General features: G+C 69.4%; 16 protein-coding genes. 9 read left to right on the forward strand and 7 right to left on the reverse strand.

From position 1 onward, the window contains the following. The first annotated feature begins 43 nt into the window (after nucleotides 1-43). The 3 genes from ACUTAF_RS23435 to ACUTAF_RS23445 are packed head-to-tail and all read left to right on the forward strand — an operon-like array spanning nucleotide 44 to nucleotide 2,169. Nucleotides 44-520: a hypothetical protein gene (locus ACUTAF_RS23435; RefSeq protein WP_445582217.1), complete on the forward strand. Its 477-nt coding sequence runs from the start codon at nucleotides 44-46 to the stop codon at nucleotides 518-520. A gap of 13 nt (nucleotides 521-533) precedes the next feature. Next, nucleotides 534-1,634: a PQQ-dependent sugar dehydrogenase gene (locus tag ACUTAF_RS23440; protein ID WP_445582218.1), complete on the forward strand. Its 1,101-nt coding sequence runs from the start codon at nucleotides 534-536 to the stop codon at nucleotides 1,632-1,634. 25 nt (nucleotides 1,635-1,659) lie between these two features. Beyond that, entirely contained in the window at nucleotides 1,660-2,169 is a 510-nt protein-coding gene (locus ACUTAF_RS23445; protein WP_445582219.1) for a YgjP-like metallopeptidase domain-containing protein, read from the forward strand. A gap of 183 nt (nucleotides 2,170-2,352) precedes the next feature. Here ACUTAF_RS23445 and ACUTAF_RS23450 read toward each other — a convergent pair whose 3' ends face one another. From ACUTAF_RS23450 to yccS, 3 genes are read right to left on the reverse strand one after another with little or no spacing between them, the layout of a single operon-like run. After that, nucleotides 2,353-2,586, reverse strand: coding sequence for a DUF2789 domain-containing protein (locus tag ACUTAF_RS23450; protein ID WP_445582220.1), 234 nt, complete (start codon nucleotides 2,584-2,586; stop codon nucleotides 2,353-2,355). A gap of 59 nt (nucleotides 2,587-2,645) precedes the next feature. Further along, nucleotides 2,646-3,128, reverse strand: a complete 483-nt coding sequence (locus ACUTAF_RS23455; RefSeq protein WP_445582221.1) for a GreA/GreB family elongation factor — start codon at nucleotides 3,126-3,128, stop codon at nucleotides 2,646-2,648. A 6-nt stretch (nucleotides 3,129-3,134) separates the two neighbouring features. After that, nucleotides 3,135-5,306 carry a YccS family putative transporter gene (yccS, locus tag ACUTAF_RS23460; RefSeq protein ID WP_445582222.1) on the reverse strand — a complete coding sequence of 724 codons (2,172 nt, stop codon included), beginning with the start codon at nucleotides 5,304-5,306 and terminating at the stop codon, nucleotides 3,135-3,137. A gap of 262 nt (nucleotides 5,307-5,568) precedes the next feature. On the opposite strand from yccS, the gene ACUTAF_RS23465 reads away from it, so the two are divergent. The 5 genes from ACUTAF_RS23465 (at nucleotide 5,569) to ACUTAF_RS23485 (ending at nucleotide 11,156) form a co-directional block, all read left to right on the forward strand. After that, nucleotides 5,569-6,945, forward strand: a complete 1,377-nt coding sequence (locus ACUTAF_RS23465) for an NfeD family protein (RefSeq protein ID WP_445582223.1) — start codon at nucleotides 5,569-5,571, stop codon at nucleotides 6,943-6,945. Beyond that, nucleotides 6,945-7,703, forward strand: coding sequence for a slipin family protein (locus ACUTAF_RS23470; RefSeq protein WP_445582224.1), 759 nt, complete (start codon nucleotides 6,945-6,947; stop codon nucleotides 7,701-7,703). The genes ACUTAF_RS23465 and ACUTAF_RS23470 overlap by 1 nt, the downstream gene beginning before the upstream one ends. A 33-nt stretch (nucleotides 7,704-7,736) precedes the next feature. After that, nucleotides 7,737-9,224 (forward strand): pyridoxal-phosphate dependent enzyme, encoded by a 1,488-nt coding sequence (locus ACUTAF_RS23475; protein ID WP_445582225.1) that lies wholly within the window; start codon nucleotides 7,737-7,739, stop codon nucleotides 9,222-9,224. Nucleotides 9,225-9,339: 115 nt separating this feature from the next. Then, entirely contained in the window at nucleotides 9,340-10,464 is a 1,125-nt protein-coding gene (gene ald / locus ACUTAF_RS23480) for an alanine dehydrogenase (RefSeq protein ID WP_445582226.1), read from the forward strand. A 53-nt stretch (nucleotides 10,465-10,517) separates the two neighbouring features. Then, on the forward strand, nucleotides 10,518-11,156 hold the full coding sequence (locus ACUTAF_RS23485; RefSeq protein WP_445582227.1) for a dioxygenase family protein: 639 nt from the start codon (nucleotides 10,518-10,520) through the stop codon (nucleotides 11,154-11,156). 18 nt (nucleotides 11,157-11,174) lie between these two features. On the opposite strand, the gene ACUTAF_RS23490 is transcribed toward ACUTAF_RS23485, so the two are convergent. The 3 genes from ACUTAF_RS23490 to ACUTAF_RS23500 all read right to left on the reverse strand — a co-directional run bounded on the left by ACUTAF_RS23490 (nucleotide 11,175) and on the right by ACUTAF_RS23500 (nucleotide 14,876). Then, a complete protein-coding gene (locus tag ACUTAF_RS23490) occupies nucleotides 11,175-12,989 on the reverse strand; it encodes an SLC13 family permease (RefSeq protein ID WP_445582228.1) in 1,815 nt (604 codons plus the stop codon). A gap of 154 nt (nucleotides 12,990-13,143) precedes the next feature. Continuing rightward, nucleotides 13,144-14,328, reverse strand: coding sequence for a BaiN/RdsA family NAD(P)/FAD-dependent oxidoreductase (locus ACUTAF_RS23495; protein WP_445582229.1), 1,185 nt, complete (start codon nucleotides 14,326-14,328; stop codon nucleotides 13,144-13,146). 92 nt (nucleotides 14,329-14,420) lie between these two features. Further along, a complete protein-coding gene (locus ACUTAF_RS23500) occupies nucleotides 14,421-14,876 on the reverse strand; it encodes a hypothetical protein (protein ID WP_445582230.1) in 456 nt (151 codons plus the stop codon). A 400-nt stretch (nucleotides 14,877-15,276) separates the two neighbouring features. Between ACUTAF_RS23500 and ACUTAF_RS23505 the strand changes: the two genes are divergently transcribed. After that, nucleotides 15,277-16,008, forward strand: a complete 732-nt coding sequence (locus ACUTAF_RS23505) for a substrate-binding periplasmic protein (RefSeq protein ID WP_445582231.1) — start codon at nucleotides 15,277-15,279, stop codon at nucleotides 16,006-16,008. A gap of 21 nt (nucleotides 16,009-16,029) precedes the next feature. Here ACUTAF_RS23505 and ACUTAF_RS23510 read toward each other — a convergent pair whose 3' ends face one another. Further along, nucleotides 16,030-17,265, reverse strand: a complete 1,236-nt coding sequence (locus tag ACUTAF_RS23510; protein ID WP_445582232.1) for a diguanylate cyclase domain-containing protein — start codon at nucleotides 17,263-17,265, stop codon at nucleotides 16,030-16,032. Between the last annotated feature and the right edge of the window lie 45 nt (nucleotides 17,266-17,310).

A 17,310-nucleotide genomic window follows, 5' to 3' on the forward strand; every position in this document is an offset into this window, starting at 1 on the left:
CGCCATAATTCCCTCCACTGCCGTTCCGGGAAAGCGTCCCTCCATGTCCAGCCAGCCGCGTCAGGTGTTCGCCTTCTTTCTCGCCGTATTGCTGGCCTCGCTGCTCGCCTCGATCCTCCAGACCCAGGCCAATCTCGCCGCCCTGCAGGCGCTCGGCGCACCGATGCCGCTCCAGGTGCGCCTGGGCACCACCTGCCTGGACCTGCTCGGTTTCGCCCCGACCTTCGCCCTGCTGGCCGGCTTGTCCTTCGCCTTCGCCTTGCCCCTGGGGCAATGGTGCGCCCGGCGCCTGCCTTCGCTGCGCTGGGCGATCTTCGTGCTGGCCGGCTCCGTGGCGATCTGGCTGGCGCTGGCCCTGGCCAACGCGCTGGCGCCGATGCCGACGCTGATCGCCGCCGATCGCAGCGCCATCGGCACCCTCGGCCTGATGGCCAGCGGCAGCGCCGGTGCGCTGCTGTTCGGCCTGCTCGGCCGGCGGGTGCGCTACCGGGCGCGACCGACGCCTCCCGAATCCCCGTGACAAGGCCCCGCCCATGCTGAAAACCACAGCCGTGCTGCTGCTTGGCATCCTGGCCGCCGCTGCCTCGGCGTCGGCCCAGGCCTACCGCATCGAGACCTTCTGCACGGGGCTGGAGCATCCCTGGTCGCTGGCCTTCCTGCCGGACGGGCGCATGCTGGTCACCGAGCGGGTCGGCCGCCTGCGCATCGTCGAGGCCGATGGCAGCCTGGACCCGGACCCGCTGGCGGGCCTGCCGGAGATCCTCGTCGCCGCCCAGGCCGGGCTGATGGAAGTGGCGCTCGATCCCGACTATGCCGTCAATCGCAGGCTCTACCTGAGCTACGCCCACGGCACGCTGGAGGCCAACAATACCCGTCTGGCCCGGGCGCGCCTGGTGGACGACGAGCTGCGCGACTTCGAGGTGCTGTTCACCGCCTCGCCGCTCAAGGCCGGCGCCGCCCACTATGGCGGGCGCATCGCCTTTCTCGCCGACAAAACCCTGGTGCTGACCCTGGGCGACGGCTTCGACTGGCGCGAGCAGGCGCAGAACCCGGCCAACCACCTGGGCAAGATCGTGCGCCTGAACCGCGACGGCAGCGTGCCGGCGGACAACCCGTTGCAGGGGCAGGCCGGCGCCGCGGTGGAGATCTACAGCCTTGGCCACCGCAACGTGCAGGGCATCTTCTTCGATGCCCAGACCGGGCGCCTGTACAGCCACGAGCACGGCCCGCGCGGCGGCGACGAGCTCAACCTGATCGAGGCCGGCAGCAACTACGGCTGGCCGCTGGCGACCTTCGGCATCGACTACAGCGGCGCGCTCGTCAGCCCCTACACCGAGCTGCCGGGGCTGGCCGCGCCGCTGCTGCAGTGGACGCCGTCGGTGGCGCCGGCGGGCCTGACCCAGTACCGCGGCACGCTGTTTCCCGACTGGCAGGGCGATCTGTTCGTCGCCACCCTGGCCGAGCGCAGCGTGCGCCGCATCCGCCTGCATGGCGGCCGGCTGGCCGGCGAGGAAATCCTTTTCGAGGAACTGGACGAGCGCATCCGCGACGTGCGCACCGGCCCCGACGGCGCGCTCTACCTGCTCACCGACAACCCCGAAGGGCGCCTGCTGCGGGTGCTGCCCGGCGACTGAGGCGGGTTACACTGAGCGCCCCTTCATGCGCAGGACCTTGCCGTTGAAATATCTCCAGGGCTACCCCGTCGCGGTGCAGCAGCAGGTGCGCCAGCTGATCGCCGACGATCGCCTGGGCGACTACCTGGCCCAGCGCTATCCCGGCCGCCACCAGGTGCAGAGCGACAAGGCGCTGTACGGCTACGTGATGGAGCTCAAGCAGGAGCACCTGAAGAACGCCCCGGCCATCGACAAGGTGCTCTACGACAACCGCCTCGACCTTACCCACCGCGCCCTGGGCCTGCACACGGCGATCTCGCGGGTGCAGGGCGGCAGGCTCAAGGCGAAGAAGGAGATTCGCGTCGCCGCGCTGTTCAAGGAGGCGGCGCCGGTGTTCCTGCAGATGATCGTGGTGCACGAGCTGGCGCACCTGAAGGAGGCCGAGCACAACAAGGCCTTCTACAAGTTGTGCGACTACATGCTGCCGGGCTACGCGCAGATCGAGTTCGACCTGCGCCTGTACCTGACCTGGCGCGAGATGACGGGCTCGGCCTGATAGCGCGCGATCACCGGTACGACGCGGCCGTGGGCTGCGCCATGCGCACCGTCCCCCTACGATGCAGCTGCCGAGGGCTTGTCCGCCACCAAGGCAGAGCCGTTTCCGCGGCCACGCCTGGTGCGCACGGCGCACCCTACTGGCGGCAGGCCAATCCGGTAGCGCCGGCTCGGCAAGCCGTTATCAACCACGCAACAGCAGGTTGAGCTGGTCGACCACCTCTGCCCAGTCGGCGTCCTCGAGGATTTCCTCGCGCAGGAAGGCCGCCTGCGCCGGGCTCCAGAAGGCCGCGTCGGCCAGTTTGCGTTCTTCCGGCAGGGGGGCGTGGGTGCTGATGAAGGCCTGGATGCTGGCGGCGTCGTTGGCCAGGCCGAGTTGCTTGAACAGTGCGGGCAGGTCGTGGATCGGGGTTTCCATGGTGGTCTCCTCTGGCGGGTGTCGGGTCGTCTAGCAACCCTAGCCCAGATAGCGCCCGCTCACTCGACCGCCAGCACTTCGAACCACTGCTCGCCGCCGGCTGCCGCCAGGCGCACCTCGTCGCCCGGGCCCTTGCCGAGGAGGGCGCGGCCCAGCGGTGCGGCGCTGCCCAGCACCTGGATCTCCAGGCCCTGCTGTCGCAGCTTCATGCTCGCGCCCTGCGGGCCGAGAAACAGCCAGCGTTCACGGTCCTGCGCGTCGACCAGCTGCACCAGCGCGCCGAGGGCGATGCCCTGCGCCGCATCGAACGGCCGCGGGCGCAGCTGGCGCCAGGTGATCAGGGTCTGGCGCAGCTCCTCGACCCGGCGCGCCTGGCCGCTGGCCAGGTAGGCGGCCTCCAGGCCGAGAGTGTCGTACTTGTTCTCGGCCACGTTCTCCTCGTGGGTGGCAGCCTCGTGGGCGGTCTGCGCGGCGCGCTGGGCCTGCTCGAGATCGGCCTGCAGCTGCGCCAGCACCTGTTCCTGCAAGAGGTTCTTGTCCATGTCCGGCTAACCCTTGTCCTGGCGCAGATGGGCGCCGAGGGTGCGCAGCGGCGCCAGCTGGCGGCAGATCAGCGCCAGCTGGGTCTGCACCAGGCGCTGGCGTTCGTCGGCGTCCTCGGCGAGCCGCTCCAGTTCTTGCGCCAGGGCCTGTTCGGCGTCGCTGTGGATCGCCAGCGGGCGTTCGCCGCGCAGGCCGGCGGCGATCTCGTCGAGACTTTGCGCGATGGCCTCGGCCTGCTCCAGCAGGCGCGCCTGGGCCGCCTGCGGCAGCTGTTCGCCGCGGTGCGCGCCGAGCCCGGAGAGGTAGCTGAGCAGGGTGTGCGACAGCACCAGGAAGCGAAAGCCCAGATCGGCGTCCTTTCGGAAGTGCCCCGGCTCCATCAGCATGTTGCCGAGGGTGGTGGACAGCGCTGCGTCGGCGTTGTGCGCGTTGCGCCGGGCCAGGCGGTAGCCGAGGTCGTCGCGCTTGCCACGGGCGTACTGGGCGATGATCTGGCGCAGGTAGGCGCTGTTGCAGCTCAGCGTGCCTGCCAGCATGCGGCCCAGGCGCCGGCCCTGCCAGTCCGGCAGGATCAGGAACACCGCCAGGCCGGCGATCAGGCCGCCGAGCAGGGTGTCGACCAGGCGCGGCAGGAACAGGCCGTAGCCGTCGCCGACCTGGTTGAAGCAGAACAGCACCAGCAATGTGATCGCCGCGGTGGCCAGGGTGTAGCGGCTGGCACGGGTGGCGAAGAAGGCTACCCCGGCGACCACGGCGAACAGCGCCTGGATGCGCGGGTCGGGGAACAGGTCGAACAGCGCCCAGCCCAGGCCCAGGCCGAGCAGGGTGCCGGCGATGCGCTGCACCAGCTTGAGGCGGGTGGCGCCGTAGTTCGGCTGGCAGACGAACAGCGTGGTCAGCAGGATCCAGTAGCCCTGCTGCGGATGGATCAGGTGCAGCAGGCCGTAGCCGGCGGCCAGGGCGATGGACAGGCGCAGCGCGTGGCGAAACAGCAGCGAGGTGGGCGTCAGCTGCTGGCCGATACGCTCGGCCACCTCGCGCAGGGAGTGCGGCTCGCGGTCGAGCAGGCTGCTGTCCTGCTCGTCGGCCAGGGCGTCGGGGTTGCTGGCGTTGCTCAGCAGCTGGTCGAGGCTGGCCAGGTTGCCGGCCAGGGCGCCGAGCGAGCGCAGCAGGCGGCGCCAGGCCGGGTTGCTCTGCAGGTGCAGGTGGTCGAGCGAGGCGTGCAGGTCTTCCAGGGCCTGGCTGCACAGTTCGCGGTACTCGAACGGCTGGCGCAGCTCGATGGCCCCGGCCAGGCGCTGGCAGGCCTCGCCGTGCAGGCGCAGCAGGCGCTGGCAGCGAAACAGCACGTCGCTGTGGAAGAAGGACTCGGCCAGCTCGTTGTAGGGGTAGTGCGAGGAACTGGCGCGCTCGTGGAGGTCCTGGGCGAGGAAGTACAGCTTGAGGTAGCGGCTGACCTTGGGCCCCGGGCGGCCGTTGCCGACCCGATGCAGGATGATCTCCTTGGCCGCGTTCAGCGCCGACACCACCCGGCCGTTCTGCTTGGCCAACTCCAGGCGCCGCGCCTCGACGTCGAGCTGGCGCAGCGGCTCGAAGAGCGCCGCCTTGAGCTTGAGGTAGCGGCCCAGTTCACGGAACAGCCGGGCCAGGCTGTGCTGCAGCGGCTGCTGGGCGAACAGCGCGTGCCAGATCACCGAGAGCAGGCCGTACCACGCGGCGCCGGCCACCAGCAGCAGCGGCTCCAGCCACAGGCCGGCGACGCCGCCGCGCTGCTCGACGCCGATCATGCTGTACACGGCGAGGATCAGGGTGCCGGAGCCGAGGGTGGCGAAGCGCTCGCCGAGGGCGCCGAGCAGGGTCAGGCAGAAGGCCGACAGCGCCAGGGCGACGACGAACAGCCAGGGATAGGGAAACAGCCACTCCACCGCGTAGGCCGCCGCGCTGAAGCACACCAGGGTCACCAGCACCGTGCCCAGGCGGCCCTGCCAGCTGTCGTCGGTCTCGGTCAGGGCGCTGGCGATGATGCCGAGAAACAGCGGGATCAGCCCGTGCATCCAGCCCTGCCACCAGCACAGTGCCAGCGCGCCGGCCAGGGCGATGAACACCCGCAGGCTGGCGCTGAACTTGTCCAGCGCCCAGAGGCGGCGCAGCGATTGGCGAAGGCGGGGACGGGGCATGGGCGACCTGATCGGAAAGGATGCGAGCAGCCTACCGGAACTGCCCGCTCGTCGGGTATCCGTCTGTGGCGGCGGCGGGGGCGGCAGTTCGGTCAGGGGCCCCAGGCCGTACCGGCAATATCCGTTCGCAAGAAATGCGCCAGGCAGCACCGGTGCGCGCGGCGCACCCTACGAGTCGCACCGCGGACCCGCCGAGAGCATGGACTATGCTCAGAAAGGAACCGCCGTCAACTGCCGGCATCCGCGCGGTTCCCGGGAGTCGATGGTGTCCACTGTCTGGCTGCGTCTGTGCCTCTGTTTGCTGATCCTCTGCGGATCGGTGGGGGCGGGTGCGGCGCCGGGAGCGGTGGTGCGGCTGCAGGTGGACGGGGTGATCGGCCCGGCCGGCGCCGACTACCTGGTGCGCGGCCTGGCCAAGGCGGTGGACGAGGGCGCGCAGCTGGTGGTGATCGAGATCGACACCCCGGGCGGCCTGGATACCTCGATGCGCGCCATCATCAAGGCGATCCTCGCCAGCCCCATTCCGGTGGCCAGCTACGTCGCCCCCGGCGGCGCGCGGGCGGCCAGCGCCGGCACCTATATCCTCTACGCCAGCCACGTCGCCGCCATGGCGCCGGGCACCAACCTCGGTGCGGCCACCCCGGTGGCCATCGGCATGCCCGGCACGCCGGGCAGGGACAAGGGCGAGGCGGACGAGCAGGAACAGGGCGCGAAGGGCTCGGCCGATGCCATGACCGCCAAGCAGGTCAACGACGCCGCCGCCTATATCCGCGGCCTGGCCAACATGCGCGGGCGCAACGCCGAATGGGCCGAGCGCGCGGTGCGCGAGGCGGTCAGCCTATCCGCCGAGGAGGCGCTGGCGCAGAAGGTGATCGACTACCTGGCCAGGGATCTTTCCGATCTGCTGCGCCAGCTCGACGGCAAGAGCCTGCAGGCCGCAGGCGTCGAGCACCGCCTGGCCACCGCCGGCGCGCCGCTGATCAGCCACGAGCCGGACTGGCGCACCCGCCTGCTGGCGGTGATCACCAACCCCAGCGTGGCGCTGATGCTAATGATGATCGGTGTCTACGGCCTGTTCTTCGAGTTTTCCAACCCCGGCAGCGGCGTCGGCGGGGTGCTCGGCGGCATCAGCCTGATCCTCGCCCTCTACGCCCTGCAGCTGCTGCCGGTGAACTACGCCGGGGTGGCGCTGATCCTGCTCGGCGTCGCCTTCATCACCGCCGAGGCCTTCCTGCCCAGCTTCGGCGTGCTCGGCATCGGCGGGGTGGTGGCCTTCGTCTTCGGCGCGCTGATCCTGATCGACACCGACGTGCCGGGCTTCGGCATCCCGCTGGCGCTGATCCTCACCCTGGCGCTGGTCAGCGCCGGGCTGATCCTGGCCATCGTCGGCATGGCGCTGAAGGCCAGGCGCCGGCAGCAGGTGGCCGGCGACAGCGGCCTGGTCGGCAGCCTGGTGGCGATCGCCGCGGTGCGCGAAGACGATCCGCGCGCCGGCTGGGTGGCGCTGCAGGGCGAGCGCTGGCAGGTGCAGGGCGAGGGGCCGCTGCGGCCCGGGCAGCGGGTGCGGGTGACGGCGCGCCAGGGCGTGCAACTGCAGGTCAGCGCGGTGGACGAACCGCCGCCCCAAGGAGGTCACTGATGGGTTTCGAACTGAGCTTTCTCTCGCTGGCGATCATCGTCCTGGCGTTGCTCGCCTCGGCGTTTCGCATCCTGCGCGAATACGAGCGCGGCGTGGTGTTCCAGCTCGGCCGCTTCTGGCGGGTCAAGGGCCCCGGGTTGGTCATCGTCATCCCCGGGCTGCAGCAGATGGTGCGGGTGGACCTGCGCACCATAGTGCTGGACGTGCCGACCCAGGACGTGATCTCCCGCGACAACGTCTCGGTCAAGGTCAACGCGGTGGTCTACTTCCGCGTGCTCGACCCGCAGAAGGCGATCATCCAGGTCGAGGACTACCACGTCGCCACCAGCCAGCTGGCGCAGACCACCCTGCGCGCGGTGCTCGGCAAGCACGAACTGGACGAGATGCTCGCCGAGCGCGAGCGCCTCAATACCGACATCCAGCAGGTGCTGGACATCCAGACCGACGCCTGGGGCATCAAGGTGGCCAACGTCGAGATCAAGCACGTCGACCTCGACGAGTCGATGATCCGCGCCATCGCCAAGCAGGCCGAGGCCGAGCGCGAGCGACGGGCCAAGGTGATCCACGCCGAGGGCGAGCTGCAGGCCTCGGAGAAGCTGATGCAGGCCGCCGAGATGCTCGGCCGCCAGGACGGCGCCATGCAGCTGCGCTATATGCAGACCCTGGGCAGCATCGCCGGCGACAAGAGCTCGACCATCGTCTTCCCGCTGCCGGTGGACCTGCTCCAGGGGCTCAAGGACCTTACGCGCAAGGAGTAGCGCCGGACCTGCGCAGGGCGCGGGAGGTGACAGATGAACGGGCGTTACCGGAACATCCTCGAATGCATCGGGCGCACCCCGGTGGTGCGCATCAACCGCCTGGCGCCGCCCGGGGTCGAGCTGTACGTCAAGCTCGAGGCCTTCAACCCGATGGGCTCGGTCAAGGACCGCATGGCCCTCAGCGTGATCGAGGCGGCCGAGCGCAGCGGCGCGCTGCGCCCCGGGCAGACGGTGATCGAGGCCACCAGCGGCAACACCGGCATCGGCCTGGCCATGGTCTGCGCCGCCCGTGGCTACCCGTTGGTGCTGTGCATGGCGGAGAACTTCAGCATCGAGCGGCGCAAGATCCTGCGTTTCCTCGGCGCCCGGGTGGTGCTGACCCCGGCCGCGCTCAAGGGCAGCGGCATGGTCGGCAAGGCCGAGGAACTGGCCGCGGCCCACGGCTGGTTCCTGGTGCGCCAGTTCGAGAACGAGGCCAACGCCGACGCCCACACGCGCAGCACCGCGCTGGAGATACTCGAGGCCTTCGCCGACCGCCCGCTGGATTACTTCGTCACCGGCTACGGCACCGGCGGCACCCTCAAGGGCACCGCGCGGGTGCTGCGCGAGCGCAGCCCGGGCACGCGCATCATGCTCTGCGAGCCGGACAATTCGCCGCTGCTGGGCAGCGGCATCGCCCAGGCGCGCGGCGCCGAGGGGCGGCCCAGCGACAGCCACCCGGCGTTCCGCCCGCACCTGATGCAGGGTTGGACGCCGGATTTCATCCCCAAGCTGACCGAGGACGCCCGCCAGCTCGGCCTGATCGACCGCATCCTGCCGATCGACGGCAAGCAGGCGCTGCACTACGCGCGCCAGCTGGCGTGCCAGGAGGGCATCTTCTGCGGCCCGTCGAGCGGCGCCACCTTCGCCGGGGCCATGGCCGTGGCCGCCGAGGCTGCGCCGGGCAGCCGCATCCTGTGCATGCTGCCGGACACCGGCGAGCGCTACTTGTCGACCCCGCTGTTCGAGGACATCGCCGTGGACATGACCGAGGAGGAACTGGCCCTGGCCGCCTCCACCCCGGGCTTTCGCTTCGATCAGGCGGCACCGCCGGCCGCCGTGGACGAGGCGCCGCCGGCAGCGGACGCGGCGGCCGGCGCGTTGCTCGAGGAAATCCTGGCCGACAGCGAGCGGCCGCTGGTGATGTTCGCCCTGGAGTGGTGCGAGTTCTGCTGGTCGGCGCGCAAGCTGTTCGCCGCCCTCGACCTGGACTACCGCTCGGTCGACCTGGACTCGGTGGCCTATCAGCAGGACGACCTCGGCGGCCGGCTGCGCGTCGCCCTGCGCCAGCGCACCGGCCAGCGCACCATCCCGCAGATCTTCCTCGGCGGCGAGCACTTGGGCGGCTGCAGCGAACTGTTCGCCGCCTACGCCGACGGCAGTCTGCAGCGGCGCCTGCGCGACCTGGGCATCGCCTGGCGGGAAGAGGCGCGGGTGGATCCGGCCAAGCTGGCCCCCGGCTGGCTGCATCCGCGCGGTTGACGCGCAGATTTTTAGGGAAATGCCCTGTTTCGCCGCCCCTTTTCAGCGGGGGCGGGCGAAACGGCTCTTCTAGACTTCAGGGAAGCCGTCCCAATCCGTCCATCAGGAGGCAGCCATGCGCATCGGCGTCCCCAAGGAAATCAAGAACCACGAGTACCGCGTCGGCCTCACCCCGCAATCGGTGGCCGAGCTGACCGCGCTGGGCCACGAGGTCTGGGTCGAGACCCAGGCCGGTACCGCCATCGGCTTCACCGACCAGGACTACCGCCAGGCCGGCGCCCATGTCGCCGACAGCGCCGCCGAGGTGTTCGGCGAGGCGCAGCTGATCGTCAAGGTCAAGGAGCCGCTGGCGGTGGAACGGGCCAAGCTGCGCCCGCAGCACACCTTGTTCACCTACCTGCACCTGGCCCCGGACCGGCCGCAGACCGACGAGCTGATGGCCGGCGGCGCCACCTGCATCGCCTACGAGACGGTGACCGACGCCCAGGGTCGCCTGCCGCTGCTGGCGCCGATGTCCGAGGTAGCCGGGCGCATGTCGATCCAGGCTGGCGCCAATTGCCTGGAAAAGGCCCGCGGCGGCCGCGGCGTGCTGCTCGGCGGGGTGCCCGGGGTGGCGCCGGGCAAGGTGGTGATCCTCGGCGGCGGCGTGGTCGGCAGTCACGCCCTGGCCATGGCGGTGGGCCTGGGCGCCGACGTCACGGTGCTGGACAAGAGCGTCGACGCGCTGCGCCGGCTCGATTCGCTGTACGGCAACCGCATCACCACGCTTTACTCGACCCGCGCCGCGCTGCGCGAGCAGGTGCTGGCCGCCGACCTGGTGATCGGCGGCGTGCTGATCCCCGGCGCCGCCGCGCCCAAGCTGATCAGCGCCGAGATGGTGCGGCAGATGAAAGCCGGAGCGGTGCTGGTGGACGTGGCCATCGACCAGGGCGGTTGCGCCGAGACCTCGCGCGCCACCACCCATGCCGAGCCCACCTATGTGGTCGACGAGGTGGTGCACTATTGCGTAGCCAACATGCCCGGCGCGGTGGCGCGCACCTCGACCCTGGCGCTGAACAACGCCACCCTGCCGTTCGTCGTCGCCCTAGCCGAGAAGGGCACGCGGCGCGCCCTGCAGGAAGACCCGCATTTGCTCAACGGGCTCAACGTGGCCAAGGGCGTGATCACCTGCGGCAGCGTCGCCGAGGCCCACGGCCTGCCGTTCCAGTCGGCCGCCGGGGTGCTGGAGCATCTGTCCTAGGGTGTCGCGGGGCCGCCTAGGTCGTGCGCACCGCGCCGCGGAGGAAAGCATCCATGTCCAGCCGTCGCCATCTGCTGCTCGTTGCCGCCGCTGGCGCCTGGCTGGCCAGCCCTTCGCTGGCGCTGGCCGGGCGCCTGCTGACCCCGGCGCAGACGCTCGGGCCCTTCTACCCCGATCAGCTGCCGCTGGATCGCGACAACGACCTGGTGCGGGTCGAGGGCCAGGCCGAGCCGGCGCGCGGCATCCGCGTGCAGCTGCACGGGTTGATCCTCGATGGCCGCGGCCAGCCGCTGGCGGGCGCGCTGGTGGAAATCTGGCAGGTGGATGCCAACGGCATCTACCTGCACAGCCGCGGCGGCGACCGCCAGCGCCGCGACCCCGGCTTCCAGGGCTACGGCCGCTTCACCACCGGCGCCGACGGCCGCTACCGCTTTCGCACCGTCCGTCCGGTGGCCTATCCCGGGCGCACCCCGCATATCCACCTGGCGGTGACCCTGCCGGGGCTGCCGCGCTTCGCCACCCAGTGCTATATCCGCGGCGAGCCGCAGAACGCCCGCGACGGCCTGCTCAACGCGATCCGCGACCCGCAGCTGCGCGAGCTGCTGATCGTACCCTTCGTGCCGGTGAGCGGACGGGTCGACGAGCAGGTCGCGCGTTTCGACGTGGTGCTGGGCATTACCCCGGCGTCATGAGCGCCCTTTGCACAGCTTCTACAGCGGCCAGACCCACAGCAGCAGCGGCACGCCGACCAGCACCACGAGAATCTCCAGGGGCAGGCCGAGGCGCCAGTAGTCGCCGAAGCGGAAACCGCCGGGGCTGAGGATCAGCGTGTTGTTCTGGTGGCCGATGGGGGTGAGGAAGGAGCAGGAGGCGCCGATGGCCACCGCCATCAGCAGCGAATCCGGGCTGACCCCGAGCTGGCTGGCGGCGCTGAGGGCGATGGGGCACATCACCGCGGCGGTGGCGGCATTGTTCATGAAATCCGACAGGGTCATGGTCACCACCAGCAGCAGGGTCAGGGTGACAATGGGGTTGCCCTGCGCCAGGTGCTCCATCAGCAGGCGCGCCAGCAGGTCGGCGGCGCCGCTTTCCGACATGGCCCCGGCCACCGGGATCAGCGCGCCGAGCAGGACGATCACCGGCCAGTCGACGGCCTCGTACACCGCGCGCAGCGGGATCAGGCGCAGCAGCATATAGGCCAGCACCCCAGCGGCGAAGGCGACCGCGGCCGAGAGCAGGCCGAACGCGGCCGTCGCGATGGCCAGCAGCATCACGCCCAGGGCCAGGTTGGCCTGGCGCGCATCGGGGATGACGATGGCGCGCGCCGCCAGCGGCACGCAGCCGTAGTCGTTGGCGAACTCGCCGATATCCTCGGCGCCACCCTGCATCAGCAGCACGTCGCCGCTCTGGATCAGGGTCGAGCGCAGGCGCTTGATCGAGCGATGGCTCTGCCGCGAGATGGCCAGCAGGTTGATGCCGTAGCGGCTGCGCAGGCGGGTGCTGCTGGCGGAACGGCCGATCAGTTGCGAATCGGGCTTGACCAGCAGCTCCAGCAGGCCACGTTCCTCGTCGTTGGCCTCCTTCTTCTCCGGCTCGGAGCCATCCTCCTGGCGTTGCTGCTCGGCCTCCTTGGCCTCGCGCTCGGCTTCCAGCAGCAGGTCCAGGTGGCCCAGCACCTCGCCCAGTTCCTCGGGCTCGGCCTCGATCACCAGCACGTCGTCGGCCTGCAGCACGCGGCGCGGGTTGGGCGCACTCAGGCGCAGCTTGTTGCGCACCATGGCCACCACCTGCGCGTCGGCCTCGTCGAGCAGTTGCTCGATCTCGCGCAGGGTCTTGCCCTGGGCCTTGCCGCCGTCCTTGACGCGCGCCTCGGTGAGGTAGCGGCCGGTGTCGAAACTGGCGGCGTTGCCCACTTCGCGCCTGGGCACCAGGCGCCAGCCGAGCAGGGTGATGAACAGCACGCCGGCCAGCGCCACCGCCACGCCCACCGGGCTGAAGTCGAACATGGCGAAGGGGCCGGCGCCGTGCTGGGCGCGGAAGCTGGAGACGATCAGGTTGGGCGGCGTGCCGATCAGCGTGGTCATGCCGCCGAGAATGGTGCCGAAGGCCAGCGGCATCAGCACCCGGCCGGGCGGCAGCTCGAGGCGCGCGGCGATCTGCAGGGCGATGGGCATCAGCAGGGCGAGGGCGCCGACGTTGTTCATGAAGGCCGAGAGCAGGGCGCCGAGCCCGGTCAGTGCGGCGATCGACGCCAGCACCCCGGCGTTGCCGGGCAGCAGGCGCTGGGCCAGGCGGTTGACCGCGCCGCTGCTCTGCAGACCATAGCTGAGCACCAGCACGCAGGCCACGGTGATCACCGCCGGGTGGCCGAAACCGACGAAGGCCTCGCGTTCCGGCACCAGACCGGCGATCACGCAGGCCAGCAGGGCGCCGAGGGCCACCACGTCATGCCGCCAGCGGCCCCAGATGAACAGCCCCATGCTGGCGACGAGAATGGCGAAGATCAGGCCTTGGTCGAGGGTCATGGGGCGGACTGTCCTTGTGCGAGGTGCGCAGGTACCTGTTGTTTTTAGCAGAGTCCACGCCGCGGCGGCGGTTCCCTGCGCATGCCCTAGACTGCGCTTGGGGCATTACAGCGCACGGCGCACCCGGCGACGCCAGACCGGGTTGGCGGATGCCTCAGACGTACTGCGCGGCGGCGTAGCCCGAGGCCCAGGCCCACTGGAAGTTGAAGCCGCCGAGGTGGCCGGTGACGTCGAGCACCTCGCCGATGAAGTACAGTCCCGGCACCTTGAGCGATTCCAGGGTCTTGGACGACACCTCGCGGGTGTCGACGCCGCCCAGGGTGACTTCGGCGGTGCGGTAGCCCTCGGTGCCGGCCGGCACCAGCTGCCAGTCGGACAGGCGCTCGGCAATCGTCTTTAGCTCGCCCGGGCTGTACTGCTTCAGCGGCTTGTTGGCGAACCAGCTGTCGACCAGCAGGGTCGCCATCTTCTTGGTGAATAGCTCGGCCAGCAGGGTCTTCAGCTCGCTGGCGCCGCGTTCGCGCTGCTGGGTCGCTAGCCACTCGGGCAGGTCGATATGCGGCAGCAGGTCGATATGCAGGGTGTCGCCCGGCTGCCAGTAGGAGGAGATCTGCAGGATCGCCGGGCCGGACAGGCCGCGGTGGGTGAACAGGATGTTCTCCTTGAAGCTCTGCCCGTTGCAGCTCACCAGGCAGTCCTCCACCGAGGTGCCGGACAGCTCCGTGCACAGCGTCTTGAGCTGCGGGTCGGTGATGGTGAAGGGCACCAGGCCGGCGCGGGTCGGCAGCACCTGGTGGCCGAACTGGCGGGCCACCTGGTAGCCGAAACCCGTGGCGCCGAGGGTGGGGATGGACAGCCCGCCGCTGGCGATCACCAGCGACTGGCAGGCGATAGCGCCGAGGTCGCTGTGCAGCAGGAAGCCGCCGTCGGTCTTGGCAATGCTCTGCACCGCGGTGTTCAGGCGGATCTCGGCGCCGGCCTCGGCGCACTCGGCCAGCAGCAGATCGAGGATGGCATTGGCCTTGTGGTCGCAGAACAGCTGGCCGAGCTTCTTCTCGTGATAGGGCACGCCGTGCTTGGCCACCAGGCCGATGAAGTCCCACTGGCTGTAGCGCGCCAGGGCGGACTTGCAGAAGTGCGGATTTTCCGAGAGGAAGTTGCCCGGCTCGCAGTACAGGTTGGTGAAATTGCAGCGCCCGCCGCCGGACATGAGGATCTTCTTGCCGGCCTTGTTGGCATGGTCCAGCACCAGCACGCGGCGGCCGCGCGCGGCGGCGTTGGCGGCGCACATCAGGCCGGCGGCGCCGGCACCGATGATCAGTACCTCGGTGTGCAACACGAGAATTCCCCAGGCTGGTTCGGACGCGCATCTTACCCGAAGGCCCGGGGCCGATGCGGCGTCCTTGAAAAGTACGCCGCGTTCGCGCTGCCCTAGAAAGTGCCGTACCTGAGGTAGCTGACCACCTTGAGCAGCAGCGCCCGGTGTTGATCCATCACCGGGCGTTGCACGCCGAGGCTGTCGGCCCGGTGGTAATGACCGTTGGCCAGGCCGGGTTTGAGGTTCATTCCATTCATCGGCCAATGATCGAAATCGACCCAGTACAGCAGTTCTGGAGTCTTACCGTTGAGGTGGTACAGACCGAAAGTGGCCACTTCCGGGTAGTCCAGGTCCATCTTCACCCCGCCGTTGGCCGAAACGGTGGCGCGGCCACCGGTGACGTCCGACAGGTTCGGATAGGCGTCGAGCTTCTCCGGAAACCACAGGATCAGATACTCGTGACGATCCTCGATACCGAGATTCTTCAAACGCAAGTGGCGCATGTAGACGCCATGCTGGATGGCGAAATCGGCACCCTTGATGAATAGCGTATTCGCGGCGGTAACCATTCCTTGTCCCTCTCCTGCAAGCACTCGTCTCCTGGCCGTCCGGGGCGCCCAATCGGCCGACGAGCCGATGCGAACGCGGGCGCCCAGGGCGAAAAAACGCTCTAGCGACGCTAGTCAGTGCAGGCCGCTTTGTCCAACCACACGCCTGTGCGGTGTTCGCTCGTCGAATCCCGGGCCCGCTCGCTCCTGGCGGCAAACTGGAACTGGCCGGCTAGCCTCCTGCCGCGGCTGTGCGCCGGGTTTGAGGGGGCACCGGTCAGGGTGGCCGAATTTTGGATTATCGCCAGGCCATCGAGGTGGCTGTCCGAGAAGCCGAGGCCATATTTCAATCCTGAGTCAGTGACGGCGTTCGACCTACCTGCTATCACTACAGCGAATTTTCCCAGGCGAATCGCTGCCGATGCTCATGTTGCGCCCCTGGCTGTTGCTCCTGTTGTTGTCCCCAGCGCTGGCGGCGGGGGATTCATTGCGACTGGTAGCCAATCCCTGGCCGCCGTTCAATGACCAGACGCTGCCGGGCAACGGCCTGTCCAGCGAGCTGGTGGAGCAGGCGCTGCACCGCGCCGGGTATGACAGCCAGTACCTCGAAGTGCCCTGGCAGCGAACGCTGCTGGGGCTCAAGCGTGGCCATTACGACGTGCTGATCAACGCCTGGTACAGCGCCGAGCGCGCCGAATTCGGCTACTTTTCCCAGCCTTACCTGATCAATCGCATCCGCTTCCTGCAGCGCAAGGGCGCCGGCATCCAATTCGAGAAGCTCGCCGATCTCTATCCCCACCGCATCGCCCTGGTTCGCGGCTATGCCTATGCCCGCGAGTTCGACAGCGATCCACACCTGCTCAAGGTCGGCGTCAGCAGTTTCGCCACCGCCGCCCGCATGCTGCATGCCCGGCGCGTACAGCTGACCCTGGAGGACGAGCTGGTGGCGCGCTATCACCTGGATCGCGAGTTGCGCGGCATTCGTGATGAGCTGGAATTTCTGCCGCTGCCGCTGAGCGAGAACGGCCTGCATATCCTGGTGCGGCGCAGCCATCCGCAGCACCGCGAGATCGTCAGCCGTTTCGACCGGGCGATCCAGGCCATGCACGAGGATGGCAGCTACGCCGCGATCTTCGCCCGCCACGGGTTCTAGGGCTGCTGTGCGCGGGGCACCCTAGGAACTCACGTTGCGTCCGCGGCCCTGGCGCTTGGCCCGGTACAGGCGGATGTCGGCCTCGTGCAGCAGGCTCTCCAGATCGTCCGGCTGGCCCTGGTAGACGCCGGCGCTGAACGACAGCGGCGGCGCGTCGGCGGCATAGTGCAGGCCCGCGCAGTGCTGGCGCAGCTGGTCGAGGCCTTGCGCCAGCTCGCCGGCGCCTTGCTGGCTGAGCAGGGCGAACTCCTCGCCACCGAGGCGACCGAGCAGGGTGGCGGGGAAGGCGCCGGCCAGGGCGCGGGCGAACACCACCAGGGCGCTGTCGCCGCTGGCATGGCCGAAACCGTCGTTGATCTGCTTGAAGTGGTCGAGGTCGAGCATCGCCACGCTCAGTTCGTGGCCGTCGCGGCGCGCCTGCTGCAATAGCTGCAGGCCCTGCTCGTAGAAGGCGCGGCGGTTGTTCAGCCCGGTCAGGGCGTCGAACTGCGCCGCCTGCTTCAGCGCGCGCAGCAGGTCGCGGCGCTCCAGGGTGGACATCACCCGGCAGTTGAGCTCCTCGGGGCAGAACGGCTTGCGCAGGAAGTCGTCGGCGCCGTGCTTGATGAACAACGCGCTGAGCGAGCCCTTGGCGTCGGCGGACAGGCCGATGATGATCAGCTCGTTGCGCCTGAGTTTCTGCCGCAGCAGCTTGACCAGCTCGAAGCCGCTGATGCCGGGCATGGCGTGGTCCAGCACCAGCAGGTCGATGTCCGGCTGCTCGGCGAGCAGGCGCAGGGTCTCCTCGCCGTCGCGGGCCTCGAGGATCTGGTAGCGGTGCGGGGTGAGCACGTGGCGGATGTAGTGGCGGGTGGCCTCGGAGTCCTCGGCGATGAGGATCTTGATCTTCGCGTTGTGCTCCAGGCGGTGCAGCAGGCGGAAGGCGTACTCGTAGGAGTGCTGGCTTTCCTTGAGCACGTAGTCGACCACGCCCTTCATCAGCAGCTCGTCGCGGCGCTGCTCGTTGTAGCTGCCGCTGAGCACGATGCACGGCAGGCGGTAGCGCATCACCAGGTCGACACTCTCGCCGTTGGGCGCATCCGGCAGGTGCAGGTCGACGATGGCGGCGAAGAACAACCCGGCCGAGGTCTCCAGCATCACCTCGGCCTCGGCCAGCGAGGCGCAGAACACCGGCTGCAGATCCGGTTCATGGCGGAACAGGTGTTCGAGAATCTTCAGCACCAGCGGGCTGTCTTCGATCACCAGGATATTGCGCATCCCTATTCCTCTCCTGACGGGCCCGCTAGCAGGCTGTTGAAAAAC

The organism is Pseudomonas sp. SP16.1 (genome assembly GCF_052682975.1).

Bases quoted from the DNA above. Each gene is read 5' to 3' on its own strand.
- ACUTAF_RS23435 (WP_445582217.1), top strand. From the start codon at position 44: ATGTCCAGCCAGCCGCGTCAGGTGTTCGCCTTCTTTCTCGCCGTATTG.
- ACUTAF_RS23440 (WP_445582218.1), top strand. From the start codon at position 534: ATGCTGAAAACCACAGCCGTGCTGCTGCTTGGCATCCTGGCCGCCGCT.
- ACUTAF_RS23445 (WP_445582219.1), top strand. From the start codon at position 1,660: ATGCGCAGGACCTTGCCGTTGAAATATCTCCAGGGCTACCCCGTCGCG.
- ACUTAF_RS23450 (WP_445582220.1), bottom strand. From the start codon at position 2,586: ATGGAAACCCCGATCCACGACCTGCCCGCACTGTTCAAGCAACTCGGC.
- ACUTAF_RS23455 (WP_445582221.1), bottom strand. From the start codon at position 3,128: ATGGACAAGAACCTCTTGCAGGAACAGGTGCTGGCGCAGCTGCAGGCC.
- yccS (WP_445582222.1), bottom strand. From the start codon at position 5,306: ATGCCCCGTCCCCGCCTTCGCCAATCGCTGCGCCGCCTCTGGGCGCTG.
- ACUTAF_RS23465 (WP_445582223.1), top strand. From the start codon at position 5,569: ATGGTGTCCACTGTCTGGCTGCGTCTGTGCCTCTGTTTGCTGATCCTC.
- ACUTAF_RS23470 (WP_445582224.1), top strand. From the start codon at position 6,945: ATGGGTTTCGAACTGAGCTTTCTCTCGCTGGCGATCATCGTCCTGGCG.
- ACUTAF_RS23475 (WP_445582225.1), top strand. From the start codon at position 7,737: ATGAACGGGCGTTACCGGAACATCCTCGAATGCATCGGGCGCACCCCG.
- ald (WP_445582226.1), top strand. From the start codon at position 9,340: ATGCGCATCGGCGTCCCCAAGGAAATCAAGAACCACGAGTACCGCGTC.
- ACUTAF_RS23485 (WP_445582227.1), top strand. From the start codon at position 10,518: ATGTCCAGCCGTCGCCATCTGCTGCTCGTTGCCGCCGCTGGCGCCTGG.
- ACUTAF_RS23490 (WP_445582228.1), bottom strand. From the start codon at position 12,989: ATGACCCTCGACCAAGGCCTGATCTTCGCCATTCTCGTCGCCAGCATG.
- ACUTAF_RS23500 (WP_445582230.1), bottom strand. From the start codon at position 14,876: ATGGTTACCGCCGCGAATACGCTATTCATCAAGGGTGCCGATTTCGCC.
- ACUTAF_RS23505 (WP_445582231.1), top strand. From the start codon at position 15,277: ATGCTCATGTTGCGCCCCTGGCTGTTGCTCCTGTTGTTGTCCCCAGCG.
- ACUTAF_RS23510 (WP_445582232.1), bottom strand. From the start codon at position 17,265: ATGCGCAATATCCTGGTGATCGAAGACAGCCCGCTGGTGCTGAAGATT.